The 23,641-nt window shown below is 74.1% G+C and carries 22 protein-coding genes; 14 read left to right on the forward strand and 8 right to left on the reverse strand.

Translation table 11 applies throughout. The features are described 5' to 3' along the window. Positions 1-22: 22 nt before the first annotated feature. Together IE316_RS22435 and hmgA are read right to left on the reverse strand one after the other, a co-directional pair. Positions 23-772, reverse strand: coding sequence for a GntR family transcriptional regulator (locus IE316_RS22435; protein ID WP_190206241.1), 750 nt, complete (start codon positions 770-772; stop codon positions 23-25). Between the two features lie 27 nt (positions 773-799). Beyond that, on the reverse strand, positions 800-2,125 hold the full coding sequence (gene hmgA / locus IE316_RS22440; protein WP_190206242.1) for a homogentisate 1,2-dioxygenase: 1,326 nt from the start codon (positions 2,123-2,125) through the stop codon (positions 800-802). Positions 2,126-2,261: 136 nt separating this feature from the next. Here hmgA and IE316_RS22445 point away from each other — a divergent pair, with 136 nt between their 5' ends. The 8 genes from IE316_RS22445 to IE316_RS22485 all read left to right on the forward strand — a co-directional run bounded on the left by IE316_RS22445 (position 2,262) and on the right by IE316_RS22485 (position 13,108). Continuing rightward, entirely contained in the window at positions 2,262-2,819 is a 558-nt protein-coding gene (locus tag IE316_RS22445; protein WP_229910519.1) for a hypothetical protein, read from the forward strand. Beyond that, on the forward strand, positions 2,816-3,439 hold the full coding sequence (locus IE316_RS22450; protein ID WP_190206243.1) for a TetR/AcrR family transcriptional regulator: 624 nt from the start codon (positions 2,816-2,818) through the stop codon (positions 3,437-3,439). Before IE316_RS22445 ends, IE316_RS22450 begins: the two co-directional genes overlap by 4 nt. A 139-nt stretch (positions 3,440-3,578) precedes the next feature. Next, a complete protein-coding gene (locus IE316_RS22455) occupies positions 3,579-5,810 on the forward strand; it encodes a molybdopterin oxidoreductase family protein (protein ID WP_190206244.1) in 2,232 nt (743 codons plus the stop codon). 123 nt (positions 5,811-5,933) lie between these two features. After that, positions 5,934-7,367: a CitMHS family transporter gene (locus IE316_RS22460; RefSeq protein ID WP_190206245.1), complete on the forward strand. Its 1,434-nt coding sequence runs from the start codon at positions 5,934-5,936 to the stop codon at positions 7,365-7,367. 27 nt (positions 7,368-7,394) lie between these two features. After that, the gene (locus IE316_RS22465) at positions 7,395-8,612 is read left to right on the forward strand and encodes an MFS transporter (RefSeq protein ID WP_190206246.1); all 1,218 of its coding nucleotides are present in this window, start codon (positions 7,395-7,397) and stop codon (positions 8,610-8,612) included. A 420-nt stretch (positions 8,613-9,032) separates the two neighbouring features. After that, on the forward strand, positions 9,033-10,505 hold the full coding sequence (locus IE316_RS22470) for an ABC transporter ATP-binding protein (RefSeq protein ID WP_229910520.1): 1,473 nt from the start codon (positions 9,033-9,035) through the stop codon (positions 10,503-10,505). A 109-nt stretch (positions 10,506-10,614) separates the two neighbouring features. Further along, positions 10,615-12,003 carry an aldehyde dehydrogenase family protein gene (locus tag IE316_RS22480; protein ID WP_190206247.1) on the forward strand — a complete coding sequence of 463 codons (1,389 nt, stop codon included), beginning with the start codon at positions 10,615-10,617 and terminating at the stop codon, positions 12,001-12,003. A gap of 16 nt (positions 12,004-12,019) precedes the next feature. Further along, a complete protein-coding gene (locus IE316_RS22485) occupies positions 12,020-13,108 on the forward strand; it encodes a Zn-dependent alcohol dehydrogenase (RefSeq protein WP_190206248.1) in 1,089 nt (362 codons plus the stop codon). On the opposite strand, the gene IE316_RS22490 is transcribed toward IE316_RS22485, so the two are convergent. The 3 genes from IE316_RS22490 to IE316_RS22500 all read right to left on the reverse strand — a co-directional run bounded on the left by IE316_RS22490 (position 13,105) and on the right by IE316_RS22500 (position 16,502). Then, on the reverse strand, positions 13,105-14,064 hold the full coding sequence (locus IE316_RS22490; protein WP_373311261.1) for a DMT family transporter: 960 nt from the start codon (positions 14,062-14,064) through the stop codon (positions 13,105-13,107). The two genes, IE316_RS22485 and IE316_RS22490, sit on opposite strands and share 4 nt — an antisense overlap. Before the next feature lie 191 nt (positions 14,065-14,255). Next, on the reverse strand, positions 14,256-14,966 hold the full coding sequence (locus IE316_RS22495; RefSeq protein WP_190206249.1) for an ArsR/SmtB family transcription factor: 711 nt from the start codon (positions 14,964-14,966) through the stop codon (positions 14,256-14,258). Between the two features lie 63 nt (positions 14,967-15,029). Continuing rightward, the gene (locus tag IE316_RS22500; protein WP_190206250.1) at positions 15,030-16,502 is read right to left on the reverse strand and encodes an MFS transporter; all 1,473 of its coding nucleotides are present in this window, start codon (positions 16,500-16,502) and stop codon (positions 15,030-15,032) included. A gap of 159 nt (positions 16,503-16,661) precedes the next feature. On the opposite strand from IE316_RS22500, the gene IE316_RS22505 reads away from it, so the two are divergent. Further along, a complete protein-coding gene (locus IE316_RS22505) occupies positions 16,662-17,003 on the forward strand; it encodes an ArsR/SmtB family transcription factor (RefSeq protein WP_190206251.1) in 342 nt (113 codons plus the stop codon). Between the two features lie 57 nt (positions 17,004-17,060). Here IE316_RS22505 and IE316_RS22510 read toward each other — a convergent pair whose 3' ends face one another. Then, positions 17,061-17,702: a TetR/AcrR family transcriptional regulator gene (locus tag IE316_RS22510; RefSeq protein ID WP_190206252.1), complete on the reverse strand. Its 642-nt coding sequence runs from the start codon at positions 17,700-17,702 to the stop codon at positions 17,061-17,063. 64 nt (positions 17,703-17,766) lie between these two features. Here IE316_RS22510 and IE316_RS22515 point away from each other — a divergent pair, with 64 nt between their 5' ends. The 3 genes from IE316_RS22515 (at position 17,767) to IE316_RS22525 (ending at position 20,065) form a co-directional block, all read left to right on the forward strand. Beyond that, a complete protein-coding gene (locus IE316_RS22515) occupies positions 17,767-18,918 on the forward strand; it encodes an acyl-CoA dehydrogenase family protein (RefSeq protein ID WP_190206253.1) in 1,152 nt (383 codons plus the stop codon). A gap of 139 nt (positions 18,919-19,057) precedes the next feature. Continuing rightward, a complete protein-coding gene (locus tag IE316_RS22520; protein WP_190206254.1) occupies positions 19,058-19,345 on the forward strand; it encodes a YiaA/YiaB family inner membrane protein in 288 nt (95 codons plus the stop codon). A 75-nt stretch (positions 19,346-19,420) separates the two neighbouring features. After that, the gene (locus IE316_RS22525) at positions 19,421-20,065 is read left to right on the forward strand and encodes a TetR/AcrR family transcriptional regulator (protein ID WP_190206255.1); all 645 of its coding nucleotides are present in this window, start codon (positions 19,421-19,423) and stop codon (positions 20,063-20,065) included. Here the strand turns inward: IE316_RS22525 and IE316_RS22530 are convergent. Then, a complete protein-coding gene (locus IE316_RS22530) occupies positions 20,056-20,517 on the reverse strand; it encodes a MaoC family dehydratase (protein ID WP_190206256.1) in 462 nt (153 codons plus the stop codon). The genes IE316_RS22525 and IE316_RS22530 overlap by 10 nt on opposite strands. 99 nt (positions 20,518-20,616) lie before the next feature. On the opposite strand from IE316_RS22530, the gene soxR reads away from it, so the two are divergent. Both soxR and IE316_RS22540 read left to right on the forward strand, forming a co-directional pair. Continuing rightward, positions 20,617-21,105 (forward strand): redox-sensitive transcriptional activator SoxR, encoded by a 489-nt coding sequence (gene soxR, locus IE316_RS22535; protein WP_190206257.1) that lies wholly within the window; start codon positions 20,617-20,619, stop codon positions 21,103-21,105. Positions 21,106-21,267: 162 nt separating this feature from the next. Beyond that, a complete protein-coding gene (locus IE316_RS22540) occupies positions 21,268-22,947 on the forward strand; it encodes an ATP-binding cassette domain-containing protein (RefSeq protein ID WP_229910521.1) in 1,680 nt (559 codons plus the stop codon). On the opposite strand, the gene IE316_RS22545 is transcribed toward IE316_RS22540, so the two are convergent. Beyond that, on the reverse strand, positions 22,830-23,432 hold the full coding sequence (locus tag IE316_RS22545) for a hypothetical protein (protein ID WP_190206258.1): 603 nt from the start codon (positions 23,430-23,432) through the stop codon (positions 22,830-22,832). The two genes, IE316_RS22540 and IE316_RS22545, sit on opposite strands and share 118 nt — an antisense overlap. Positions 23,433-23,641 lie beyond the last annotated feature (209 nt).

Genomic DNA, 23,641 nt, shown 5'->3' on the forward strand with positions numbered 1-23,641 from the left:
GTACGACGGGCGGCCCCGGCGGTCAGGTGGCGTCCAGCGTGACGGTGAACGAGAAGCGGTCCCCCCGGTAGTGGATGACCGCCACGTCCAGCACCCGCCCCGCCGAGTCGTAGGTGACGCCCGTGTAGTACAGGATCGGGCTGAGCAGCGGCACGTCCAACAGCCGGGCCGTCTCCGGGTCCGCGAGCCGGGCCTCCACGGTGTCGGTGATGCGGCTGATGTCCGCGCCCACCACGTCCCGCAGCACCTTCGTCATCGGCCAGCGGGCCAGGTCGTCCGGGTCGATCCGGGCCGCCAGCTCCGGACGGACGTGGTTGTGCGCGTGGTTGGTGGGCTCACCCGTCTCCTCGTCGCTGCGCAGCCGGTGGTACGCCGCCACCTCGGTGAGATCGGGGAAGTACTCGGCGAGGCCGGGCGGCACGGGGACGGTGCCCCGGTCCAGCAGTTCGGTCTTCATGCCGGACTGCTGGGCCACGATCGCGTCCACCGAGCCCAGCAGCCGCACCGGGGCGGCCCGCAGGGCGTGCGGCTCGATGAAGGTGCCGCGCCGCCGGTGCCGGGTGATCAGCCCCTCGTCCTCCAGTTCCTTCAGCGCCTGCCGCATGGTCAGCACGCTCACCCCGTAGTGCCCGGCCAACTGCTCCTCGGTGGGCAGCCGCAGCGGGTCCTGGGGCGAGCGGCCCAGTATCGAGGCGCGCAGCGACTGCGAGACCTGGTACCAGAGCGGCAGCTTGCGGTTCAGGACGACGGAGTCCGGGGCGAAGGAGGTCACGGGCCATCCGTACCGGTAGGCGATCGCTCAGTGCAAGGGGCGGAAGTGCCGCTGGAGGCCCCGCCACACGTCGTCGTACCCCTGTTGCCGATGGGGCGCGCCGGCGGCCTGCGGGGTCAGGATCACCGGCCAGCGGGTCTCGAACATGAACGCCAGCCCGTCGTCGATCCGCTGCGGGCGCAGGTCGGCCGCGCTCGCCCGGTCGAAGGTCTCCCGGTCCGGGCCGTGCGCCGACATCATGGTGTGCAGCGAGCCGCCGCCCGGTACGAAGCCACCCTCCCCGGCCGTCTTCGCGTCGTACGCCCCTTCGATCAGGCCCATGTACTCGCTCATCACGTTCCGGTGGAAGTACGGCGGCCGGAAGGTGTCCTCGCCCACCAGCCAGCGCGGCGCGAACACCACGAAGTCCACGCCAGCCAGGCCCGGGGTGTCGGACGGCGAGGTCAGCACCGTGAAGATCGACGGGTCCGGGTGGTCGTAGGAGATCGTGCCGATGACGTTGAAGCGGCGCAGGTCGTACACGTACGGGACGTGGTTGCCGTGCCAGGCGACGACGTCGAGGGGGGAGTGGTCGTAGGTGGCCCTCCAGAGGTTGCCGCAGTACTTGTGCGCCACCTCCACCGGACCCTCGACGTCCTCGTACGCCGCGACCGGGGCCCGGAAGTCCCGGGGGTTGGCCAGCCCGTTGGCGCCGATCGGGCCGAGGTCGGGGAGGCGGAACGGGGCGCCGTAGTTCTCGCACACGTACCCCCGGGCCGTGCCGTCCAGCAGCTCGACGCGGAACCGCACCCCGCGCGGGACCAGCGCGATATGGCCCGGCTCGGCGTGCAGCAGCCCGAACTCGGTGCGCAGCAGCAGGCCGCCGCGCTCCGGGACGATCAGCAGCTCGCCGTCGGCGTCGCCGAAGACCCGGCGCATGTCGGCGGTGGCGTGGTACAGGTGCACGGCCATGCCGGTGCGCTGGGCCGCGTCCCCGTTGCCGCCCAGCGTCCACAGGCCGGCCAGGAAGTCGGTGCCCTCCGGCGGCTCGGGCAGCGGGTCCCAGCGCAGCCGGTTGGGGTCGGGGACCGTCTCGGTGAACGGGGCGGTGCGGACCGTGCCGTTGCCGGTGCGGGTGAACGCCGGGTGGGCGGCCGACGGGCGGATGCGGTACAGCCACGAGCGGCGGTTCTGGGCCCTGGGCTCGGTGAACGCGGTGCCGCTCAGTTGCTCCGCGTACAGGCCGAGCGGCGCGCGCTGCGGCGAGTTGCGGCCCTCGGGCAGCGCGCCCGGCACCGCCTCCGAACTGTGTTCGTTGCCGAATCCCGACAGGTAGGACAGCCCTTCGGCGGCCTTCCGCGCGTCCCCGCTCATGCTCGCTCCCTCGCGCGCTCGATTCCTCTGCATCACCGTAGGATTGCGGTTTCCCGGGCGCAAGGGGTGCGCACGGGGTGTGTGCTTCCGACCCCGGGAGGATTCGGTGGTCGGACTCGTGTTCTAGGCTCCGGTCATGACGTGGACGCGGAGACCCTTCGCCGCGCTCGCGGTCTGTGTCCTGCTGCTGACCGGATCCGCGGGCTGCGGCTCCAGTGACGCCGGCCAGCCGGAGCGGACGGCCTCGGCCGCGCCCGCGGGCCGGCTCCTGGACGCCACCGACGAGGACGGCCGGACCCTGCGCGAGGTCGACGCCGAGGGCGCCCCCGAGGTCGGCATCGAGGTGCAGCCCGAGGCCGACGCGAGCTGGGACGTCCGCCTCACCCTGCGCAACTTCCGCTTCTCGCCCGCCGGTACGGCCGGGCGGGCGGTGGCCGGCCGGGGGCTGGCCTACCTCTACGTCGACGGCGACCTGGTCGCCGAGCTGCGCGGCCCCGGCCACCGCCTCCCCGGCGAGCTGGTGCCGCGCGGCACCCACCACGTCACCGCCCAACTGGGCGCCGACGACGGCACCGTCTGGGCCGTCGACGGCGAGCCGGTGCGCAGCACGGCGGACATCACCGCCTCCGGACCGGACGCCGCGGCCCCGTCCCCCGGGAACGGTTCACCGGCGTCCGCCGGGAGGGCATCATGAGCGGTGTGCCCCCCACCTCCCCACTGCGCCGCGCCCCCGTCCAGCGGCGCAGCGCCGAACGGCTGACCAGGATCCTCGACGCCTGCGCCCACCTCCTCGACGAGGTCGGCTACGACGGGCTGAGCACCCGCGCCGTCGCCCAGCGCGCCGAAGTGCCCATCGGCTCGGTCTACCGCTTCTTCGGCAACAAGCGGCAGATGGCCGACGCGCTGGCCCAGCGCAACCTGGAGCGGTTCGCGGAGCGCGTGACCGGGAAGCTGGGCGAGACCGGCGGCGGCGACGGCGACTGGCGCACGGCGCTGGACGCGGTGCTCGACGAGTACCTCGCGATGAAGCGGACCGCGCCCGGCTTCTCCCTGGTCGACTTCGGCAACCAGATCCCGGTCGGCGGCCGCTCCGCCGCCCCCAACCACCGGGTCGCCGACCGCCTCACCGACCTGCTCGCCGGCCACCTCGGCCGCCGGCCCGACGACGATCTGCGCCGGGTGTTCCTGATCGCCGTGGAGACCGCCGACACCCTGGTCCAGCTCGCCTTCCGGGTCGCTCCGGAGGGCGACCCGAAGATCATCGACGAGACGCGGGGACTGCTGCGGGCGTATCTGGGGCGGGTGCTGGACTGAGGCGGCACCCCCCGCCTTGCGGGTCTGTGTGACGGGGCGTCCCACAGACCCTCCCCGACATGCCTACCGGTCGGTATGCTCGCTGCCACGTTCGACGCTCCACGCTCCCCGCCGCCGCCCCGCCCACCGGGAGGACCCCGTGTCCCGCACCGCCCTGCGCATCTGCCCCCTGTGCGAGGCCACCTGTGGCCTGACCCTGACCCTCGACGGCAGCCGGGTGACCGCCGCCCGCGGTGACGCCGACGACGTGTTCAGCCGGGGGTTCATCTGCCCCAAGGGCGCCTCCTTCGGCGCCCTCGACGCCGACCCCGACCGGCTCCGCACCCCCCTGGTACGCCGCGACGGCGCCCTGCGGGAGGCCAGTTGGGAGGAGGCGTTCGACGCGGTCGCCGCGGGTGTCCGGCGGGTCGCCGAGCGGTACGGTCCCCATGCCGTCGGCGTCGTCCTCGGCAACCCCAACGTGCACACCATGGCCGGCGGCCTCTACCCGCCCCTCCTGATCGGCGGCCTCGGCACCCGCAGCGTCTTCACCGCCTCCACCCTCGACCAGATGCCCAAGCACGTCTCCAGCGGGCTCCTCTTCGGCGACGCCAATGCCATCCCCGTACCGGACCTGGACCGCACCGACCACCTGCTGCTGCTCGGCGCCAACCCGCTGGAGTCCAACGGCAGCCTGTGCACCGCCCCCGACTTCCCCGGCAGGCTCAAGGCGCTACGGGCCCGCGGCGGCACCCTCACCGTCGTCGACCCGCGCCGCACCCGCACTGCCCGGCTCGCCGACCGGCACGTGCCGATCCGGCCCGGCACCGACGCGCTGCTGCTGGCGGCGCTCGCCCAGGTCCTCTTCGCGGAGGAGCTGACCGACCTCGGCGCGCTCGCCCCGCACCTCCAGGGCGTCGCCGAACTCCGCGCCGCGCTCGGCGACTTCACCCCGGAGGCGGTCGCCGCCGCCTGCGACGTACCGCCCGAGGAGATCCGCGCCCTCGCCCGTGAACTGGCCGCCGCGCCCACCGCCGCCGTCTACGGCCGCATCGGCACCTGCACCGTCCCGCACGGCACCCTGGCGAGCTGGCTGGTGGACGTCCTCAACATCCTCACCGGCAACCTCGACCGGCCCGGCGGCGCCCTCTTCCCGCAGGCCGCCACCGACCGGACCCCGCGCCCCGCCGGACCCGGGCGCGGCTTCGACCTCGGCCGCTGGCACTCCCGGGTGAGCCGGCACCCCGAGGCCAAGGGCGAACTGCCGCTGGCCGCCCTCGCCGAGGAGATCGACACCGCCACCCCCGACGGCGAACCGGTCCGCGCGCTCATCGCCGTCGCCGCCAACCCCGTGCTCTCCGCACCCGACGGCGACCGCCTCGACAAGGCCCTGGGCTCCCTCGACTTCATGGTGAGCGTCGACCCCTACCTCAACGAGACCTCCCGCCACGCCCACGTCGTGCTGCCGCCGCCCCCGCCCGCCCAGAGCCCGCACCACGACTTCTCCTTCAACACCCTCGCCGTCCGCCACCAGGTCCGCTACACCCGCCCCGCCGTCCCCCTGGAACCCGGCAGGATGGCCGAGACCGAGATCCTCGCCCGCCTGGTCCTCGCCGCCACCGGCGGACACGGCGCCGACCCGGGCGCCGTCGACGCGATGGTCGTCGAACGGACCCTCGGCAAGGCGGTGCGCGAGCCGCACTCCCCGGTCCACGGCCGCGACCCCCGCGACCTGGCCGGCCTGCTCACCGGCGCGGACGGCCCCGAACGGCGGCTCGACATGATGCTCCGCCTCGGCCCGTACGGCGACGGCTTCGGCGCCCGCCCCGACGGCCTGACCCTGGAGAAGCTCCTCGCCCACCCGCACGGCATCGACCTCGGCCCGCTCCGCCCCCGCCTCCCGGGACCCCTCAAGACCCGCAGCGGCAAGATCGAACTCCTGCCCGCCCCCCTCGCCGCCGACCTGCCCCGGCTCAAGCGGGCCCTGACCGACCGCCCCGCCGGACTGGTCCTGGTCGGCCGCCGCCATCTGCGCTCCAACAACAGTTGGATGCACAACGTGCCCGCCCTCACCGGCGGCTCCAACCGCTGCACCCTGCACATCCACCCCGAGGACGCCACCCGGCTCGGCGTCCGCGACGGGGCGCCGGTGCGGGTCAAGGGCGCCGGGGGAGCGGTGACCGTCCCCGCCGAGATCACCGACGGCGTCCGGCCCGGCGTGGTCAGCCTCCCGCACGGCTGGGGCCACGACCGGCCCGGCACCCGCCTGACCCACGCCGCGACCGTGCCCGGCGCCAACGTCAACCAGCTCCTCGACGGCACCGCGCTGGACCCGCTGTCCGGCAACGCGGTCCTCAACGGCATCCCCGTGACCGTGAGCACCCCCGCGTGACCTGGAGTTTTGCGCTTATTGCTCGCACGTCGACATCTTGTTAACGCCGTCCGGGGGCACCTAACGTCGTCGCACCGCCGGTCCCAGGTGGGATGTTCAAAGGCGAACGTTAGGTACTCACTCATGCTGACCCTCCTCGGCTTCGCCATGATCGCGACCTTCCTGGTCCTGATCATGCTGAAGAAGATGTCGCCGATCGCGGCGCTCGTGCTGATCCCCGCGCTGTTCTGCGTGGCCGTCGGCAAGGGCGCCCACCTCGGCGACTACGTCATCGACGGCGTCTCCAGCCTCGCCCCCACCGCCGCGATGCTCATGTTCGCGATCGTCTACTTCGGGGTGATGATCGACGTCGGCCTGTTCGACCCGGTCGTCCGCGCGATCCTGCGCTTCTGCAAGGCCGACCCGATGCGCATCGTCGTCGGCACCGCGCTGCTCGCCGCGATCGTCTCCCTGGACGGCGACGGCTCCACCACGTTCATGATCACCGTGTCGGCGATGTACCCGCTCTACAAGCGGCTGAAGATGAGCATGGTCGTGCTGACCGGCGTCGCCGCCATGGCCAACGGCGTGATGAACACCCTGCCCTGGGGCGGCCCCACCGCCCGCGCGGCCACCGCGCTCAAGGTGGACGCCACCGACATCTTCGTCCCGATGATCCCGGCCCTCGCCGCGGGCCTGCTCTTCGTCGTCGTCCTCTCCTACGTCCTCGGCCTGCGCGAACGCAGGCGGCTGGGCACGCTGACGCTGGACGCGGCGCCGGCCGGGGAGAAGGAGAGGGAGAAGGAGGCCGTGCTGGTCGGCGCGGGGGGCGCGGTCGGCGCGGGTGGCGTGGCCGGCGGGGGGAGCGGTACGGGGTCCGGCGGGGCCGGCTCCGGTGCGTCCGCCTCCGGTGCCGCCGGGGCCGACGACCACGGACTCCAGGGCCTGGACCCCGACCGGCCCACCCTGCGGCCCAGGCTGTACTGGTTCAACGCGCTGCTCACGGTCGCCCTGCTCGCCGCCATGATCATGGAGCTGCTGCCGATCCCGGTGCTCTTCCTGATCGGCGCCGCCCTCGCGCTCACCGTCAACTTCCCCCACATGCCCGACCAGAAGGCCCGGATCGCCGCCCACGCCGAGAACGTCCTCAACGTCTCCGGCATGGTCTTCGCCGCCGCCGTCTTCACCGGCGTCCTCACCGGCACCGGCATGGTCGACCACATGGCCGACTGGCTGGTGGGCGCGGTCCCCGAGGGCATGGGCCCGCACATGGCCCTGGTCACCGGCCTGCTCAGCCTGCCGCTCACCTACTTCATGTCCAACGACGGCTTCTACTTCGGCGTCCTGCCCGTCCTCGCCGAGGCCGGCCAGGCCCACGGCGTCTCCACGCTGGAGATCGCCCGCGCCTCCATCGTCGGCCAGCCGCTGCACATGTCCAGCCCGCTCGTCCCCGCCGTGTACGTCCTCGTCGGCATGGCCAAGGTCGAGTTCGGCGACCACACCCGGTTCGTCGTGAAGTGGGCGGCCCTCACCTGCCTGGTCGTCCTCGGCGCGGCCATCCTGTTCGGCATCGTCTGACCCGTCGTACGTACCGGAGGAACGACCATGGGGCCCGGTGGGAACCGCGGCTGGCTGCTCCGCCTCGTCATCGCCTTCTCCTTCGCGCAGGGGGCGGTGTCGATGGCCCGGCCCGCCGTCTCCTACCGGGCCCTCGCCCTGGGCGCGGACGAACGGGCCGTCGGTGTCATCGCGGGCGTCTACGCGCTGCTGCCGCTGTTCGCCGCCGTACCGCTGGGCCGCCGCACCGACCACGGCCGCTGCGCGCCCCTGCTGCCCGCCGGGGTGGTGCTGATCTCCGGCGGCTGCGCGCTCAGCGGCCTCGCCGGGTCGCTGGGCACGATGGCGCTGTGGAGCGGCGTGATGGGCCTCGGCCACCTGTGCTTCGTGATCGGCGCGCAGTCGCTGGTCGCCCGCCAGTCGGCGCCCCAGGAACAGGACCGCAACTTCGGCCACTTCACCATCGGCGCCTCGCTCGGCCAGCTCCTCGGCCCGATCGCCGCGGGCGCGGTCGTCGACGGCTCGGACATGGCCCGCAGCAGCGCCCTCGCCCTGGTGGCGGCGGGCGCGGGCGGGGCGGTCGCGCTCACGTCCCTGTGGCGCATCGAACACCGTACGGCCGTCAAGGCGTCCGCCGCGCCGGGGGCCCGTGTCCCCGTCGGGCGCATCCTGCGGGCCCGGGGCGTCCCCGCCGGGATGCTGGTCAGCCTCTCCGTGCTCTCCGCGACCGACATCCTCACCGCCTACCTGCCGGTGGTCGGCGAACACCGGGGCATCGCGCCCTCGGTGATCGGCGCCCTGCTCAGCCTGCGGGCGGCGGCCACGATCGCCTGCCGGCTGGTGCTGACGCCGCTGCTGCGCCTGCTGGGCCGCACCGCGCTGCTGGCGACCACGTGTGCGCTGGCCGCGCTGCTGTGCGCGGCCGTCGCGCTGCCGCTGCCGGTGTGGGCGCTGGCCCTGGTCCTGGCCGTACTGGGCTTCTGCCTCGGCGTCGGCCAGCCGCTGTCCATGACCACCGTCGTCCAGGCCGCCCCGCCCGAGGCCCGCTCCACCGCCCTCGCGCTGCGCCTCACCGGCAACCGCCTCGGCCAGGTCGCGGCCCCCGCGGCGGCGGGCCTGATCGCGGGCACGACCGGCCCGGCCTCCCCCTTCCTCCTCCTGGCCGCCCTCCTCCTCACCTCCTCAGCGACCTCGCTCCGCGCACCTCGCCGTCCTCACCCCTCCCCTTCCTCGGACCCCACCCCAACCTCCAAGCCCCAGCACTGATCCCCACCCCGCCGCGACCGGCCGCCCCCCAGCCCATCCGCGACCGGCCGCCCCCGCCCAGCCGCGGGCGGCCGCCCCCGCCCAGCCGCGGGCATGCGTGCCGCCTGGGGCGGCACGGGTGGGCGCGGGCGGCACCCCGCTCCGCCGGGCTGCGCAACGCCCTGACCGGAGCCCGCCGCTCCGCCGGGCTGCGCAACGCCCTGACGGCACCGTGTCAACGCCGAGCCGCGCAACACGCCCCGCACAAACCCCCACAGAACAACCACGCCCCCCACCCCACGCTCCGAACCCCCCACCCGATCCCGCCCCACGTCTTCCCCACCCGCGCACAATCCGTTAACTTCCGTCACCCACACGCCGCCCCGTACAGCACCACCCCGCACGAGGCGAGCACCAGCGTGAGCCTTCGGGGGCACCCTCATGACACGCGCCATCACCCTGCACGACGTGAGCAAGACCTACACCCGAGGCGTCCGCGTGGTGGACCGCCTCTCCCTGGACATCGCGCCCGGCGAGTTCCTCGTCCTCCTCGGCCCCTCCGGCTGCGGCAAGTCCACCGTCCTGCGGATGATCGCCGGCCTGGAGGAGATCACCGAGGGCCAACTGCTGCTGGACGGCCAGTACGCCAACGACCTGCTCCCCGCCGAGCGCCGCATGGCGATGGTCTTCCAGAACTTCGCCCTCTACCCGAACATGACCGGCCGGGGAAACATCGGCTTCCCCCTGCGCGTGGAGAACCCCCAGGCCGACCCCGGCCCACGGGTCGACGCCACCGCCCGGATGCTCGGCATCGAGGACCTCCTGGACCGCCTCCCCGCCCAGTTGTCCGGCGGCGAACGCCAGCGCGTCGCCATGGGCCGGGCCATCGCCCGCCACCCCTCCGCCTTCCTGATGGACGAACCGCTCTCCAACCTCGACGCCAAACTCCGCAACCACCTCCGCGCCGAGATCACCAAGCTCACCCGCGAACTCGGCGTCACCACGGTGTACGTCACCCACGACCAGTCCGAGGCGATGTCGCTCGGCGACCGGGTCGCCGTGCTGCGCGGCGGGGTCCTCCAGCAGGTCGACACGCCCCGCCGGGTCTACGCCCTGCCCGCCAACGTCTTCGTCGCCGCCTTCATCGGCACCCCGCGCATCAACCTGCTGCGCGGCCTGATCCGCGCCCCGCTGGACGGGGCGATGACCATCAGCCTCGGCAAGCAGTACCTGCGGCTGCCCGAACCGCTCAGCCTCGACCACCAGTTGCTCCGCGTCCAGCAGGGCCGCGAGGTCATCGTCGGCCTGCGTTCGGAGGCGGTCCGGATCGCCAAGCCGGCCTCCGCCCGCCCCGGCGAGGTACTGATCACCGGCCTGGTGGAGCACGTGGAGTTCCAGGGCCACGAGGCCCTCGTGCACCTGGACACCGGCTCCCGCCCCGCCGTCGTCCCGGAACTGGAGGCCCCGCGCCCGGTCCGCCCGGCCCGGCGCCGCCGCCGCGAGGGCACCGTCCTGGACAAGCTGAAGGAGCGCGCGGGCGCCCTGCGGGCCGGCCCGGTGGTCGTCCTGGACGACCCGCAGGATCAGGACGAAGGCGAGGGCCAGGACCGACACAAGGACCAGGACCGACACAAGGACCAGGACCGACACAAGGACCAGGACCAGGGCCGGGACCGAAACAAGGACCAGGGCCGGGACCGGGGATGGAATGCGGCCCCCGCCCGCCGCGAGGACCCCGTGCCCCCCGAGGGCCGCCTCCCCGGTGACCTGATCGTCCGTACCACCCCGGACATCGACCTGCGCCGCGGCATGCAGGTCCCGCTCCTCGTCGACCTCGCCCACCTGTTCGTCTTCGACCAGCACGGCGAGCGGATCTGCCCCGCCCCGGCGAGACTGCCCGACCTGGAGGAGTGAGGGCCGGGCGGGGCAGGGTGAGCCGCGCCATGTCGGTCGCCCCTGGTGCCGGAAAACTAACGGCGCTAGTTTGGGCCTCGGACGACGAGGACCGCCCGGAAGGAACGCCATGAAGGCTCACGACGGCATGTACATCGACGGCGCCTGGCGACCCCCCGCCGGCCGGGACACGATCGAGGTCGTGAACCCGGCCGACGAGCAGGTGATCGGCGAGGTCCCGGCCGGCACCGCCCTGGACGTCGACGCCGCCGTGACCGCCGCCCGCCGTGCCCTCGCGGGCTGGGCCGCCACCCCGCCCGCCGAACGGGCCGCGCGCCTGGCCGCCCTGCGGGACGTCCTGGTGGCCCGCAAGGACGAGATCGCCGCGACCGTCACCGCCGAGCTGGGCTCGCCGCTGAAGTTCTCCGAGGCGGTGCACGCCGGGGCGCCGATCGCGGTGGCGGGTTCGTACGCCGAACTGGCGGGGACGTACGCCTTCGAGGAGAAGGTCGGCAACTCGGTGGTGTACCAGGAGCCGATCGGGGTGGTCGGCGCCATCACCCCCTGGAACTACCCGCTGCACCAGATCGTCGCCAAGGTCGCCCCGGCCCTCGCCGCGGGCTGCACCCTCGTGCTCAAGCCCGCCGAGGACACCCCGCTCGTCGCGCAACTGTTCGCCGAGGCGGTCGACCAGGCCGGCGTACCGGCGGGGGTGTTCAACCTGGTCACCGGCCTCGGCCCGGTCGCCGGGCAGGCCCTGGCCGAGCACGAGGGCGTGGACATGGTGTCGTTCACCGGCTCCACCGCCGTCGGCCGCCGGATCGGCGCGGCGGCCGGTGCCGCCGTCAAGCGCGTCGCCCTCGAACTCGGCGGCAAGTCCGCCAACGTGATCCTGCCCGGCGCCGACCTCGCCAAGGCGGTCAACGTCGGCGTCGCCAACGTCATGTCCAACTCCGGGCAGACGTGCAGCGCCTGGACCCGGATGCTGGTCCACCGCGACCAGTACGACGAGGCCGTCGAACTGGCCGCGGCCGCCGCCGCGAAGTACGGCGACCGCATCGGCCCGGTCGTCAACGCCAGGCAGCAGCAGCGCGTCCGCGGCTACATCGAGCAGGGCGTCGCCGAGGGCGCCCGGCTGGTCGCGGGCGGCCCCGAGGCCCCGCGCGAGCGCGGCTACTACGTCAGCCCCACCGTCTTCGCCGACGTCACCCCCGAGATGACCGTCGCCCAGGAGGAGATCTTCGGCCCCGTCCTGACCGTCCTCAGGTACGAGGACGAGGACGACGCCCTGCGCATCGCCAACGGCACGGTCTACGGCCTCGCGGGCGCGGTCTGGGCCGGTCGGGAGGCGGAGGCGGTCGCCTTCGCCCGGCGGATGGAGACCGGGCAGGTCGACATCAACGGCGGCCGGTTCAACCCCCTCGCCCCGTTCGGCGGCTACAAGCAGTCGGGCGTCGGCCGGGAACTCGGCGCGCACGGACTCACCGAGTACCTCCAGACCAAGTCCCTCCAGTTCTAGGAGAGTTGCCTCCGCCATGGCCCTCGTTCGCGCCGCCGTCGTCCCCGCGATCGGCTCCCCGCTGGAGATCACCGGCATCGAGCTGCCCGAGCCCGGCCCCGGCCAGGTCCGGGTCAAGCTGGCCGCCGCCGGGGTCTGCCACTCCGACCTGTCCCTGTCCAACGGCACCATGCGGGTACCGCTGCCCGCCGTCCTCGGCCACGAGGGCGCCGGCACCGTCCTCGCGGTCGGCCCGGACGTCACCCACCTCGCCCCCGGCGACGAGGTGGTCCTCAACTGGGCGCCGTCCTGCGGCACCTGCCACCCCTGCACCCTCGGCGAGGTCTGGCTCTGCGCCAACGCCCTCACCGGCGCCGCCCGCACGCACGCCCGCCGCGCCGACGACGGCACCGGCCTGCACCCCGGCCTGAACGTCGCCGCGTTCGCCGAGGAGACCGTGGTCGACGCCGCCTGCGTCCTGCCCGCCCCCGCGGGCGTCCCCCTCACCGACGCCGCCCTGCTCGGCTGCGCCGTCCTCACCGGCTACGGCGCCGTCCACCACGCGGCGAAGGTGCGGTCCGGCGAGACGGTCGCCGTCTTCGGCGTCGGGGGAGTGGGCCTGGCCACCCTCCAGGCCGCCCGGATCGCCGGGGCCTCGACGATCGTCGCCGTCGACGTCTCGCCGGAGAAGGAGGAACTGGCCCGCGCCGCCGGCGCCACCCACTACCTCATCGCCTCCGACACCACCCCCCGCGAGATCCGGGGCCTCACCGGCAAGCAGGGCGTCGACGTGGCCGTCGAGTGCGTCGGCCGCGCGGTCACCATCCGCACCGCCTGGGAGTCCACCCGGCGCGGCGGACGCACCACGGTCGTCGGCATCGGCGGCAAGGACCAGCAGGTCACCTTCAACGCCCTGGAGATCTTCCACTGGGGCCGCACCCTGGCCGGCTGCGTCTACGGCAACTGCGACCCGGCCCGCGACCTGCCGGTCCTCGCCGACCACGTGCGCGCCGGCCGCCTCGACCTCGGGGCCCTGGTCACCGAGCGCATCGCCCTGGACGGCATCCCGGCGGCCTTCGACAACATGCTGGCCGGCAAGGGGGGCCGGGCCCTGGTCGTCTTCTAGGTCCGGTCCTGGATCCGGGCGGGCTCCTCCGGCCGCCGCTCCGCCACCACCCGGGGAGCGGCGGCCGCCCGCCGGCTCCGGGACCGGGACACCGCCACCCCCGCCAGGCACAGCGCCCCGCCGACCAGCGTCAGCGCCCCCGGCACCTCGTCCAGCGCCAGCCACGACATCAGGACGACCAGCGCGGGCACCGCGTACGTCGTCGCGCCCATCCGGGCGGCCGTCGTACGGGCCAGGGCGTACGCCCAGGTGGTGAAGGCCAGCGCGGTCGGGAAGACGCCGAGGTAGACCATGTTGAGCGTCGCCGAGAGGGGCGCGTCGGCCGCCTGGCCTGCCAACTGCCCCGCGAACGGCAGGCAGAGCACCGCCCCGGTCAGGCACCCGAACGTCGTCACCTGCAGGGCGCTCGCGTGGCCCAGGGCCGGCTTCTGGGCGACCACTCCGGCCGCGTACGCCCCGGCGGCCAGCAGGCACAGCACCACCCCGAGCACCGAGGCCCCGCCCTCGCCGGACATCGACAGCCCGACGGTCACCGCCCCGGCGAAGGAGACCGCCATCCCCGCCAGCAGCCGGGGCGGCATCGCGTCGCCGAGCAGCCGGGCGCCGAGCAGCGCGATGAGGATCGGGCCGATGTTCACCACCAGCGCGGCGGTGCCGGCGTCGACCTGCTGCTCGCCCCAGTTCAGGGCGACCATGTAGAAGCCGAACCAGAGCACGCCGGATATCGCGATGCCCCGCCAGGCCGCCCGGGGCGGGAGCCCCTCGCGGCGCAGCAGGCAGATCACCCCCAGCACCAGCGCCCCGGACAGCAGCCGGCCGAGCGCCAGCGCGCCCGGCGAGTAGGCCGCGCCCGCGCTGCGGATGGAGACGAAGGCGGAGGCCCACAGCACCACGGTGACCGTGGCGGCACCGGCAGCGAGCAGCTCGGGACGGCGGGCGGGGGAGACGTTCATCATGCTCCTGACGTTACGGGGGAGGGGGGCGGCGGTTCTCGGACGGGTCCGGACGGGTCCGGGGGCCGGGACCGGGCCCGCGCTGGGCCGACCCGGCCGGGGGCTGGGGCCGGCCCGCGCAGGGCTGATCCGGTCCGGGCAGTCGGGGCCGGGTCCGCGCAGGGCTGATCCGGTCCGGGAAAGCCGGGGCCGGGTCAGCGCAGGGCCGCCGCGTTGATGCCGAGCAGTTCGGACAGCGCGCGTTCGCCCGCCTCCGTCACCTTCACCGCCCGCGCGCTGCCGACGCGTACGCACCAGCCCGCGTCCAGCGCGTGCCGGCACAGGGCCGCGCCCGCGACGCCCGCGAGGTGGGGCCGCCGCTCGGTCCAGTCGAGGCAGGCCCGGGCCAGCGGACGGCGGCCGGTGCGGGACAGCGGGATACCGGCGCCGGCGAACCAGGCCAGCCCCGGTTCCGTCAGCGCGAACCCGGTGTCCTGCCGCAGCAGGCCCCGGGCGGTCAGCGCGTCGGTCAGCGCGATCCCGAGCCGCCCGGCGAGATGGTCGTAGCAGGTCCGGGCCCGGGCCATCGCCGACCCGGCGCCCGCCGCGGCCAGGGTACGGGGCCGCCGGGCCGCCGCCTCGGGCGCGATCCGCGCGGTGAGGTCCTCCACCAGGTGCGCCACCCGGTCGTCGGCCAGCCGCACGTACCGGTGCCGCCCCTGGCGTTCCTCGCTGAGCAGTCCGCCCGCGACCAGCTTGCCGAGGTGCTCGCTGACCGTGGAGGGGGCCACGCCCGCGTGCCGGGCCAGCTCACCGGCGGTCCAGGCCCGCCCGTCGAGCAGCGCCAGCAGACACGCGGCCCGCGTGTCGTCGGCGATCAGCGCGGCGAGCCGCGCGAGGTGTCCTGCCTGGGGGTCCCGTGCCATGGGTCCAGCATGGCGCACCGACGCTTCGGTCCCCGCCGAAGCGTCGGTGCCGCCGCCCATGGCTCAGCGGGCCACCAGCACCTCCTCGCCCTCCGGCGCCGGTCCGGAAACGCGCTCCGGCCGCCGCTTCAGCAGAAGGGTGGCGAGCAGGCCGGCGGCCATGCCCGCCGCGGTGAGCAGCACCACCCGGAACTCGCCGTCGGCCGTCGCGGCCCTCAGCTCCCGGCCGGTCAGGCCCTCGGTGCCGAGGTCGGCGAGGACGGTGAAGACGGCCAGGCCGATGGCGTTGCCGAGGTTCAGGGCGGTCGACGCCATGCCGTTGGCCACGCCCTGCTCGTGCGGGGCGGTACCGGTCGCCGCCGCGATCCACATCGCGGTCCAGACGATGCCCTGGCCGACGCCGGAGACGATCAGGCCGGGCACCAGCAGCCCGTACCCGGCGTCGACGTCGAAGCCGAAGGCGAGGGCGACCGTCCCGGCCACGCCGGTGACGAAGCCGGTGACCAGGGTGGCGCGGGTGCCGATCCGGCCGGCCAGCCGCTCCCCGAGCTGGGTGCCGGTGGCGATCGCGAGGGACGGCACCAGGAAGCCCAGACCGGTGCGCAGGGCGTCGTAGCCGTGCACGCTCTGCATCAGCACGGTGAGGAAGTACGGCAGCACGCCGAAGGTCGCCATGTAGAGGAAGGTGACCAGCATCCCGACGGTGAGGTGGCGGTTGCGCAGCAGCCGGAACGGCATCAGCGGGTCGGCGCTGCGCGCCTCGACGAGCGCGAACAGCGCCAGCAGCAGGACGGCGAGGACGGACGCACCGATCACCAGCCCGTCGCCCCAGCCGAGTTCGGGGCCCTCGACGAGGGCGAACACCAGCAGGGTGGCACCGCCGGTGACACTGAGCGAGCCCGGCAGGTCGAACCTGCGGCGCTCGGTGCGGGCGGGGTCGCGCGGGACGACGTACAGCGCGCCCAGCGCGATCAGGACGCCGAGCGGCACGTTGACGTAGAAGACGGCGGACCAGCCGAAGTTGTCGGTCAGCACGCCGCCCAGGAGCGCGCCGAGGGTCAGACCGCTGGCGCCGGCGCCGCCCCAGACCGCGAGGGCCCGGTTCCGCTGGGGGCCCTCCGCGAACAGGGTGTTGATCAGGGAGAGGGTGGACGGCAGCAGCAGCGCGCCGCCGATGCCCTGGACGGCCCGGGCCGCGACGATGTACCCGGGGCCGGGCGCGAGACCGCCGGCCAGCGAGGCCAGCGCGTACAGGGTGAGGGCGAGGACGAACATCCGGCGCCGGCCCAGCAGGTCGGCCGCGCGCCCGCCGAACAGCAGGAAGCCGCCGGCGAAGACGACGTAGGCGCTGACCACCAGTTGCTGGGTCTGGCCGGGGAAGCCCAGGTCCTGGCCGATCTCCGGGAGGGCCACGAACACGATGTTCAGGTCGAGGCCGTAGAGCAACTGGGCCAGGGCGAGCAGGGCGAGGGTCCACCCCAGGTGGCGCGGGGCGCCTCCGGGGGCCCCGCGGGACGGCGCTGAGGTAGCGGACATGACAAGACGCTCCTTCGGGGTCGGCGCGTACGGACGCGTGTGGCGGCCGGGGCACCCGGGCCGTCACATCGTTCTACTGTACGAGGAACTTAGTGCAGTCGGACTGTTCGAGGAAAGGCGTACCGAGGGAACGTTCGTATGTCGCGGTACTGTGGGAGCATGAGCCGCCACCCCGATCGCGACCAGATCCGGATCGAGAGCGTGCTGTCCGCGCTGGGCAGCCCGGTACGGCTCGCCGCCGTGCGGGTGCTCGACGCGGGCGGGGAGCACAACTGCGGCAGCGTGCTGGCGGTCCTGGGGATCACCGCCAAGTCGACCATGACCCACCACTGGCGCGTGCTGCGCGAGAGCGGCGTCATCTGGCAGCGCCCCTCCGGCCGGGAGAACCTGCTCACCCTGCGCCGCGAGGACCTCGACGCGCGCTACCCCGGACTGCTGGACGCCGTGCTGGCGGGCGCCGCCGCCGACGAGACGCTCACCCGGGCGGCGGCGGACGCCTGACCCGGCGTCACGGCCGGGCGGCGGACGCCTGACCCGGCGCCGCCGCGGTGAGCGGAGCTACGCCGTCCGCTGTACCTGCTCGTACTGCTGGGCCAGCCCGTCCAGCAGGGCGGCCAGGCCCGTCTCGAAGGCCCGTTCGTCGATCTTCTCCTGCTGCTCGGCGAGCCGGTGGGCCTGCTGGAGGTGCGGGTAGTCCTCGGGGTCGTAGGCGCCGGCGTCGTCCGGGAAGCCGCCCGCGAAGGAGCCCAGCGCCGAGCCCATGACGAAGTACCGCATCAGCGCGCCGATCGAGGTGGCCTGCGCCGGGGGCCAGCCCGCCTCGACCATCGCCCCGTACACCGCGTCCGCCAGGTGCAGCGCGGCCGGGCGGCGGCCGGGGCCGCGGGCCAGCACCGGGACGATGTTGGGGTGGTCGCGCAGGGCGGCCCGGTAGGAGACGGCCCAGTCGTGCAGCGCGGTCCGCCAGGGCCGGCCGTCCTCGAACATCGACAGGTCGACCTGGGCGCTCACCGAGTCGGCGACCGCCTCCAGGATCTCGTCCTTGGTGCGGAAGTGGTTGTAGAGCGAGGGGCCGCTCACCCCGAGTTCCGCGGCGAGGCGGCGGGTGGAAACGGCGGCCAGCCCCTCCGCGTCCACCAGGGCGCGAGCCGCCTGGACGATCCGGTCGGTGCTGAGCAGGGGCTTGCGCGGTCGGGCCATGGCGCACATAGTAGGGCTGCCAAGAGAAACTAGCAGTGCTAATTTTCCTGTGAGGTGGGGCGCCATGGACCTGGAGCTGAGCGAGGAGCAGAGGGCCGTGCGGCAACTGGCCCGGGACTTCGTGGAGCGCGAGATCGCCCCCCATGTCGTGGCCTGGGACCGGGCCGAGGAGGTCGACCGGGCCATCGTGAAGAAGCTCGGCGAGGTCGGCTTCCTCGGGCTCACCGTCGACGAGCAGTACGGCGGCTGCGGCGGCGACCACCTCGCGTACTGCCTGGTCACCGAGGAGCTGGGCCGCGGCGACTCCTCGGTGCGCGGCATCGTCTCGGTCTCCCTCGGCCTGGTCGCCAAGACCGTCGCCGCCTGGGGGGACGAGGAGCAGAAGCGCCGGTGGCTGCCGGGGCTGACCTCCGGCGAGTACGTCGGCTGCTTCGGCCTGACCGAGCCGGGCACCGGCTCCGACGCCGGGAACCTCGCCACCCGCGCGGTCCGCGACGGCGGCGACTACGTGATCAACGGCACCAAGATGTTCATCACCAACGGCACCTGGGCCGATGTCGTCCTGCTCTTCGCCCGCTCCACCGACGCCCCCGGCCACAAGGGCGTCTCCGCCTTCCTGGTGCCCACCGACACCCCCGGCCTGTCCCGCCGCACCGTCCACGGCAAGCTCGGCCTGCGCGGCCAGGCCACCGCCGAACTGGTCCTGGAGGACGTCCGGGTACCCGCCTCCGCGCTGCTGGGCGAGGAGGGCCGGGGCTTCCCGGTCGCCATGTCCGCCCTGGCCAAGGGCCGGATGTCGGTCGCGGCCGGCTGCGTCGGCATAGCCCAGGCCGCGCTGGACGCGGCCGTCCGGTACGCGGGGGAGCGCGAGCAGTTCGGCAAGCCCATCGCCGGTCACCAGCTCGTCCAGGAGCTGATCAGTGACATCGCCGTCGACGTGGACGCCGCCCGGCTGCTGACCTGGCGGGTCGCCGACCTGATCGACCGCGGGCAGCCCTTCGCCGTCGAGTCCTCCAAGGCCAAGCTGTTCGCCTCGGAGGCCGCCGTGCGCGCCGCCAACAACGCCCTTCAGGTCTTCGGCGGCTACGGCTACATCGACGAGTACCCGGCGGGCAAGCTGCTGCGCGACGCCCGGGTGATGACCCTCTACGAGGGCACCAGCCAGATCCAGAAGCTGGTCATCGGGCGCGCGCTGACCGGCGTATCGGCGTTCTGAGCAGCCGGACTGAGCAGCCGGACTGAGCAGCCGGTCTCAGCAGCCGGTCTCAGCAGCCGGTCTGAGCAGCCGTTCTGAGTAGCCGGTCTGAGTATTCCGGCGGATGCGGCGGCGGCCGGGTGCGCCGACGCTGGTCGGCATGAGTGACACACCGGTCAAGCAGCAGAGCACCGCCGCCTTCTACGGGCAGGCGGTCGCGTCGTTCGCGGTCGCCATCGCCGCGACCGCCATCGGCATCGTCAATCTGGAGGCCGACGCCTGGGTGCGGGCCTTCCTGGGGATCGCCGTCCTCTACCTCGTCACCTCCGCCTTCACCCTCGCCAAGATCATCCGCGACCGGCAGGAGGCCGGGCAGCTCGTCAGCCGGGTCGACCAGGCCCGGCTGGAGAAGCTGCTCGCCGCCCATGACCCGTTCGAAAAGCTCTGACCAGGGGTGCGCTAAGCGGTCGCTCAGTTTCGGCGGTATGGTGGACCTCCTGTCACCGAGAGGGGCCAAGAGGCGATGAGTACGGCGGAGGAGACCAGGGGCGGCGACACCGAGCCCTGGAGCGAGGTCACCCCTGACGCGGCCCGGAAGCTGCTGGTCGCCGCCGTGGAGGCGTTCGCCGAGCGCGGCTACCACGCCACCACCACCCGGGACATCGCGGGGCGGGCCGGGATGAGCCCGGCCGCGCTCTACATCCACTACAAGACCAAGGAAGAGCTGCTGCACCGCATCAGCCGGATCGGCCACGACCGGGCGCTGGACATCCTGCGCACCGCGGCCCGCGGCGAGGGCAGCGCCACCGAGCGGCTCGCCGACGCGGTCGGCTCCTTCGTCCGCTGGCACGCCGGCCGGCGCACCACCGCTCTGGTGGTGCAGTACGAGCTGGACGCGCTCGGCCCCGAGGCCCGCGCCGAGATCGTGGCGCTGCGCCGGCAGTGCGACGCCGAGGTGCGCGGGATCATCGAGGACGGCATCGCCGCCGGCGAGTTCGAGGTGCTCGACGTCAAGGGCACCACCCTCGCCGTGCTGTCCCTCTGCATCGACGTGGCCCGCTGGTTCAACACCGCCGGGCCCCGCACCCCGGACGAGGTCGGCGCGCTCTACGCCGACCTCGTGCTGCGCATGGTGGGGGCCAAGGACCGGGGCGCCGGTCAGAGGTAGTAGCGCGAGACGGACTCCGCGACGCACACCGGCTTGTCGCCGCCCTCGCGCTCCACGGTGAAGGCGACGGCCACCTGGACGCCGCCCGTGACGTCCTCGACGCCGGTGATCGTCGCGGTGGCGCGCACCCGGGAGCCGACCGGCACGGGGGCGGGGAAGCGCACCTTGTTGGTGCCGTAGTTGACGCCCATCTTCACGCCCTCGACGGTGAGCAACTGCGGCCCGAACAGGGGCAGCAGCGACAGGGTCAGGTACCCGTGGGCGATCGTGGTGCCGAACGGGCCCGCGGCGGCCCGCTCCGGGTCCACGTGGATCCACTGGTGGTCGCCCGTCGCCTCCGCGAACAGGTCGATCCGCTTCTGGTCGACCTCCAGCCAGTCGGTGTACCCCAACCGCTCGCCCACCGCCGCCTTCAGCTCGTCGGCGGAGGTGAAGATCCTCGGCTCTGCCATCTGTCCCGGCCTCCCACATCAACGTCATCGCTAAGCAACTGCTTAGCATGGTCGGCCGGGCGGCCCCTGTCAACGGACCCGGTGGGTAGGGTCTGCGGAGTGCCTCAGATTCCCGAGAAGATCCACGAGCTCACCGTCGGCCAGCTCGCCGCGCGCAGCGGCGCCGCCGTCTCGGCCCTGCACTTCTACGAGTCCAAGGGCCTGATCAGCAGCCGCCGCACCCCGGGCAACCAGCGTCGCTACAGCCGGGACACGCTGCGCCGGGTCGCCTTCATCCGCGCCGCCCAGCGCGTCGGCATCCCGCTGGCCACGATCCGCGAGGCGCTCGCCGAACTGCCCGAGGAGCGCACCCCCACCCGCGACGACTGGGCCCGCCTCTCCGAGGCGTGGCGCTCCGAGCTGGACGAGCGCATCCAGCAGCTCAACCGGCTGCGCGACCACCTCACCGACTGCATCGGCTGCGGCTGCCTCTCCCTGGACACCTGTGTGCTGTCCAACCCCGACGACGCCTTCGGCGAACGCCGCGGCACCGGCTCCCGCCTGCTGGTGGAACACCGCGGCGGACCGCGCCGGCCGGGCGGGCGGTGACCCGCCTTCCTTCCTCGGTGCGCCGGGCGGTGACCCGCCGCTCTTCCTCGGCCCGCCGGGCGGTGACCCGTCGCCCTTCCTCGGTCCGCCGGGCGGTGACCCGTCGCCCGGCGGGCCGTTCGCACGAGACGACCGCGACCCCTCGCCCGCCGGAGTACGGGCATGACGCCGCCCCCGGGCCCCGGGGCGGGGGCGCTGCGCCGGATCGCGCCGCGCGCCCGCCGCTTCCTGGCCGGCCGCAAGGGCGTGCTGGCCCGGCTCGGCCTGTGGTCGCTGGCCGAGGCGGGCCAGACCTTCGTGGTCGGCTACGGCGTCGCCCACTCCGTCGACCAGGGCTTCCTCGCCGGGGACACCCGCCGGGGGCTGCTCTGGCTCGGCGTCGCCGCGGCGGCCGTCCTGCTCGGCGCGCCGGTGATCCGGGGCGTCTTCGCCGAACTGGCCGGACTCACCGAACCGCTCCGCGACGGGCTCGTGCGCCGCGCGGTCGACCGGTCCCTGGACCAGGCCCTGCACGGCCCCGGCGGCACCGACCGGGCGGCGGTCTCCCGGCTGACGAACCAGGTGGAGATCGCCCGGGACAGCTTCGCCGGACTCGTCCTCACCCTGCGTTCGTTCGTCTTCACCGCCGCCGGCGCCCTGCTCGGACTGCTGTCCCTGCACCCCGCGCTGTTGGTGGTGGTGCTGCCGCCGCTGACGGCGGGGCTGGCACTGTTCCTGGCGACCCTGCGGCGGATGGCGGCGGCCCAGCGGCGCGCGCTGGCCGCCGACGAGGAACTGGGCGACCACGCCGCCTGCACCCGCGCCGCCCTGCGCGACCTCACCGCCTGCGCGACCGGACCCGAGGCGGCGCGGCACGGCGCAAACCTGGTGGCCGGCGCCGCCGCCGCGTCCCGGACGCTGGCCCGCTGGGCCGCCGTACGCACCGCCGCGCTCGGCGTCTCCGGCCAGCTCCCGGTGCTCGCCCTGCTGCTGGCCGTGCCCTGGCTGCGCGACCGGGGCGTCACGGCGGGCGCGCTGCTGGGCGCGTTCACCTACCTCGTCCAGTCGCTGCTGCCCGCCCTGCACACTCTCATGACCGCCCTCGGCGCGGCGGGCGCCCGCCTGCTGATCGTCCTGGACCGCATCACGGGGCCCGGCGATGCCGCGACGCCCGCCGACCTGAAGGCGCCGACCCCCACCGCGCCCTCGGCCGGTTCACCTGCCCTCCCGGCCGTGGACCACAGCGGGACGGGACCCGCCGCCCCCCTCGCCGTCGAACTGCGGAACGTGACCCTGGCGTACGGAGTCGGGGCCGAACCCGTCCTGGACTCCCTCGACCTGCGGATCGCGCCCGGCGAGCACCTCGCCGTGGTCGGCCCGAGCGGCATCGGCAAGTCGACGCTGACCCGCCTGGTCGCCGGGACCCTCGCGCCGAGCGCCGGCGAGGTCCGGGTGGCGGGCCGTCCGGTCACCGGCCTGACCGCCGTCGAACGGGATGCTTTGGCCAAGACTCTGGTCCTGCCCGCCGTGGACGTGGGGAGGCCCACGGCGGGACCGGACGGCGTCCCCCGTCGTCCGCACCCGTCGTCACACCGGCTCGTGGTCATGCCGGTTCGTGGGCACGTCGGCACACCTCCGCGTCGGCTCGCCGTCACCGTGGCTCATAGCCGCCCCGGCACGCCCTCGCGCACCCCGGGACCGAACCGGCGCGCCGCACGCCGCCCCGTGGCCGCGCGGGCTCGTCGTCACGCCGGTACCAGCAGGCGTTCGCGCCGGGCCATGGTCAGGGCCTCCTGGGTGAGCACGGGGCACGGCACCAGGATGCCGCAGTCCGTGCAGACCGGACCCTCGGACGGCTCGTGATCGAGGTCGTACCGCCAGGTCAACTGCTCGCCCGCGCACACCGGGCAGACCTCGCCCGGCTCGCGCTCCAGCGCGGCGATCAGCCGGCGCAGCACCTCGGCCAGCGGCTCACGGGGGTGCAGCCGCGGGTCGTCGCACCATGCCACGCCGAAACCGCCCCAGGTCAGGCGGTGCCAGTCGTCCACGTAGCCGGGCCTGCGCAGCCCGTCGTGCTTCTCCTTCCTGCGGCGCGCGGCGAACTCCACCTCATAGGCGAGCCACACCTTGCGCGCCTCTTCCAGCTCGTCCAGCGCGGCCACCAGCCGCGCCGGGTCGGGGGACCTGTCCTCGGGCCCGAAACCCCACCGCGAGCACAGATGGTCCCAGGTCGCCCTGTGCCCGTAAGGGGCGAACCGCTCAAGGCACTTGCGCAGCGAGTAGCGCCGCAGCGCCAGGTCGCAGCGTGGATCGCGGACTTGTCTCGCCAGACTCCGGAAACCGGCCATCGCCCTGCACCTCCGTCACACCTGCACCTGTTTTCCGGTCACTTCGGCGCCGCCGCCCGGCCTTCGTACGGCCGTCGTACGGACGTCGCCGAATAGACGTACCGGCACCCGGATCGGATCCCTCCGCTGTCCGGCAACTGCCGCTGGCCCTTCCGGGTGCCGCGTGAGTCGGTCTCCGTGACCTGTGTATCCCCTGTACCTGATCTGAA

The organism is Streptomyces fumanus, from assembly GCF_014655295.1.
In the GTDB taxonomy this organism is placed as follows: Bacteria; Actinomycetota; Actinomycetes; order Streptomycetales; family Streptomycetaceae; genus Streptomyces; species Streptomyces fumanus.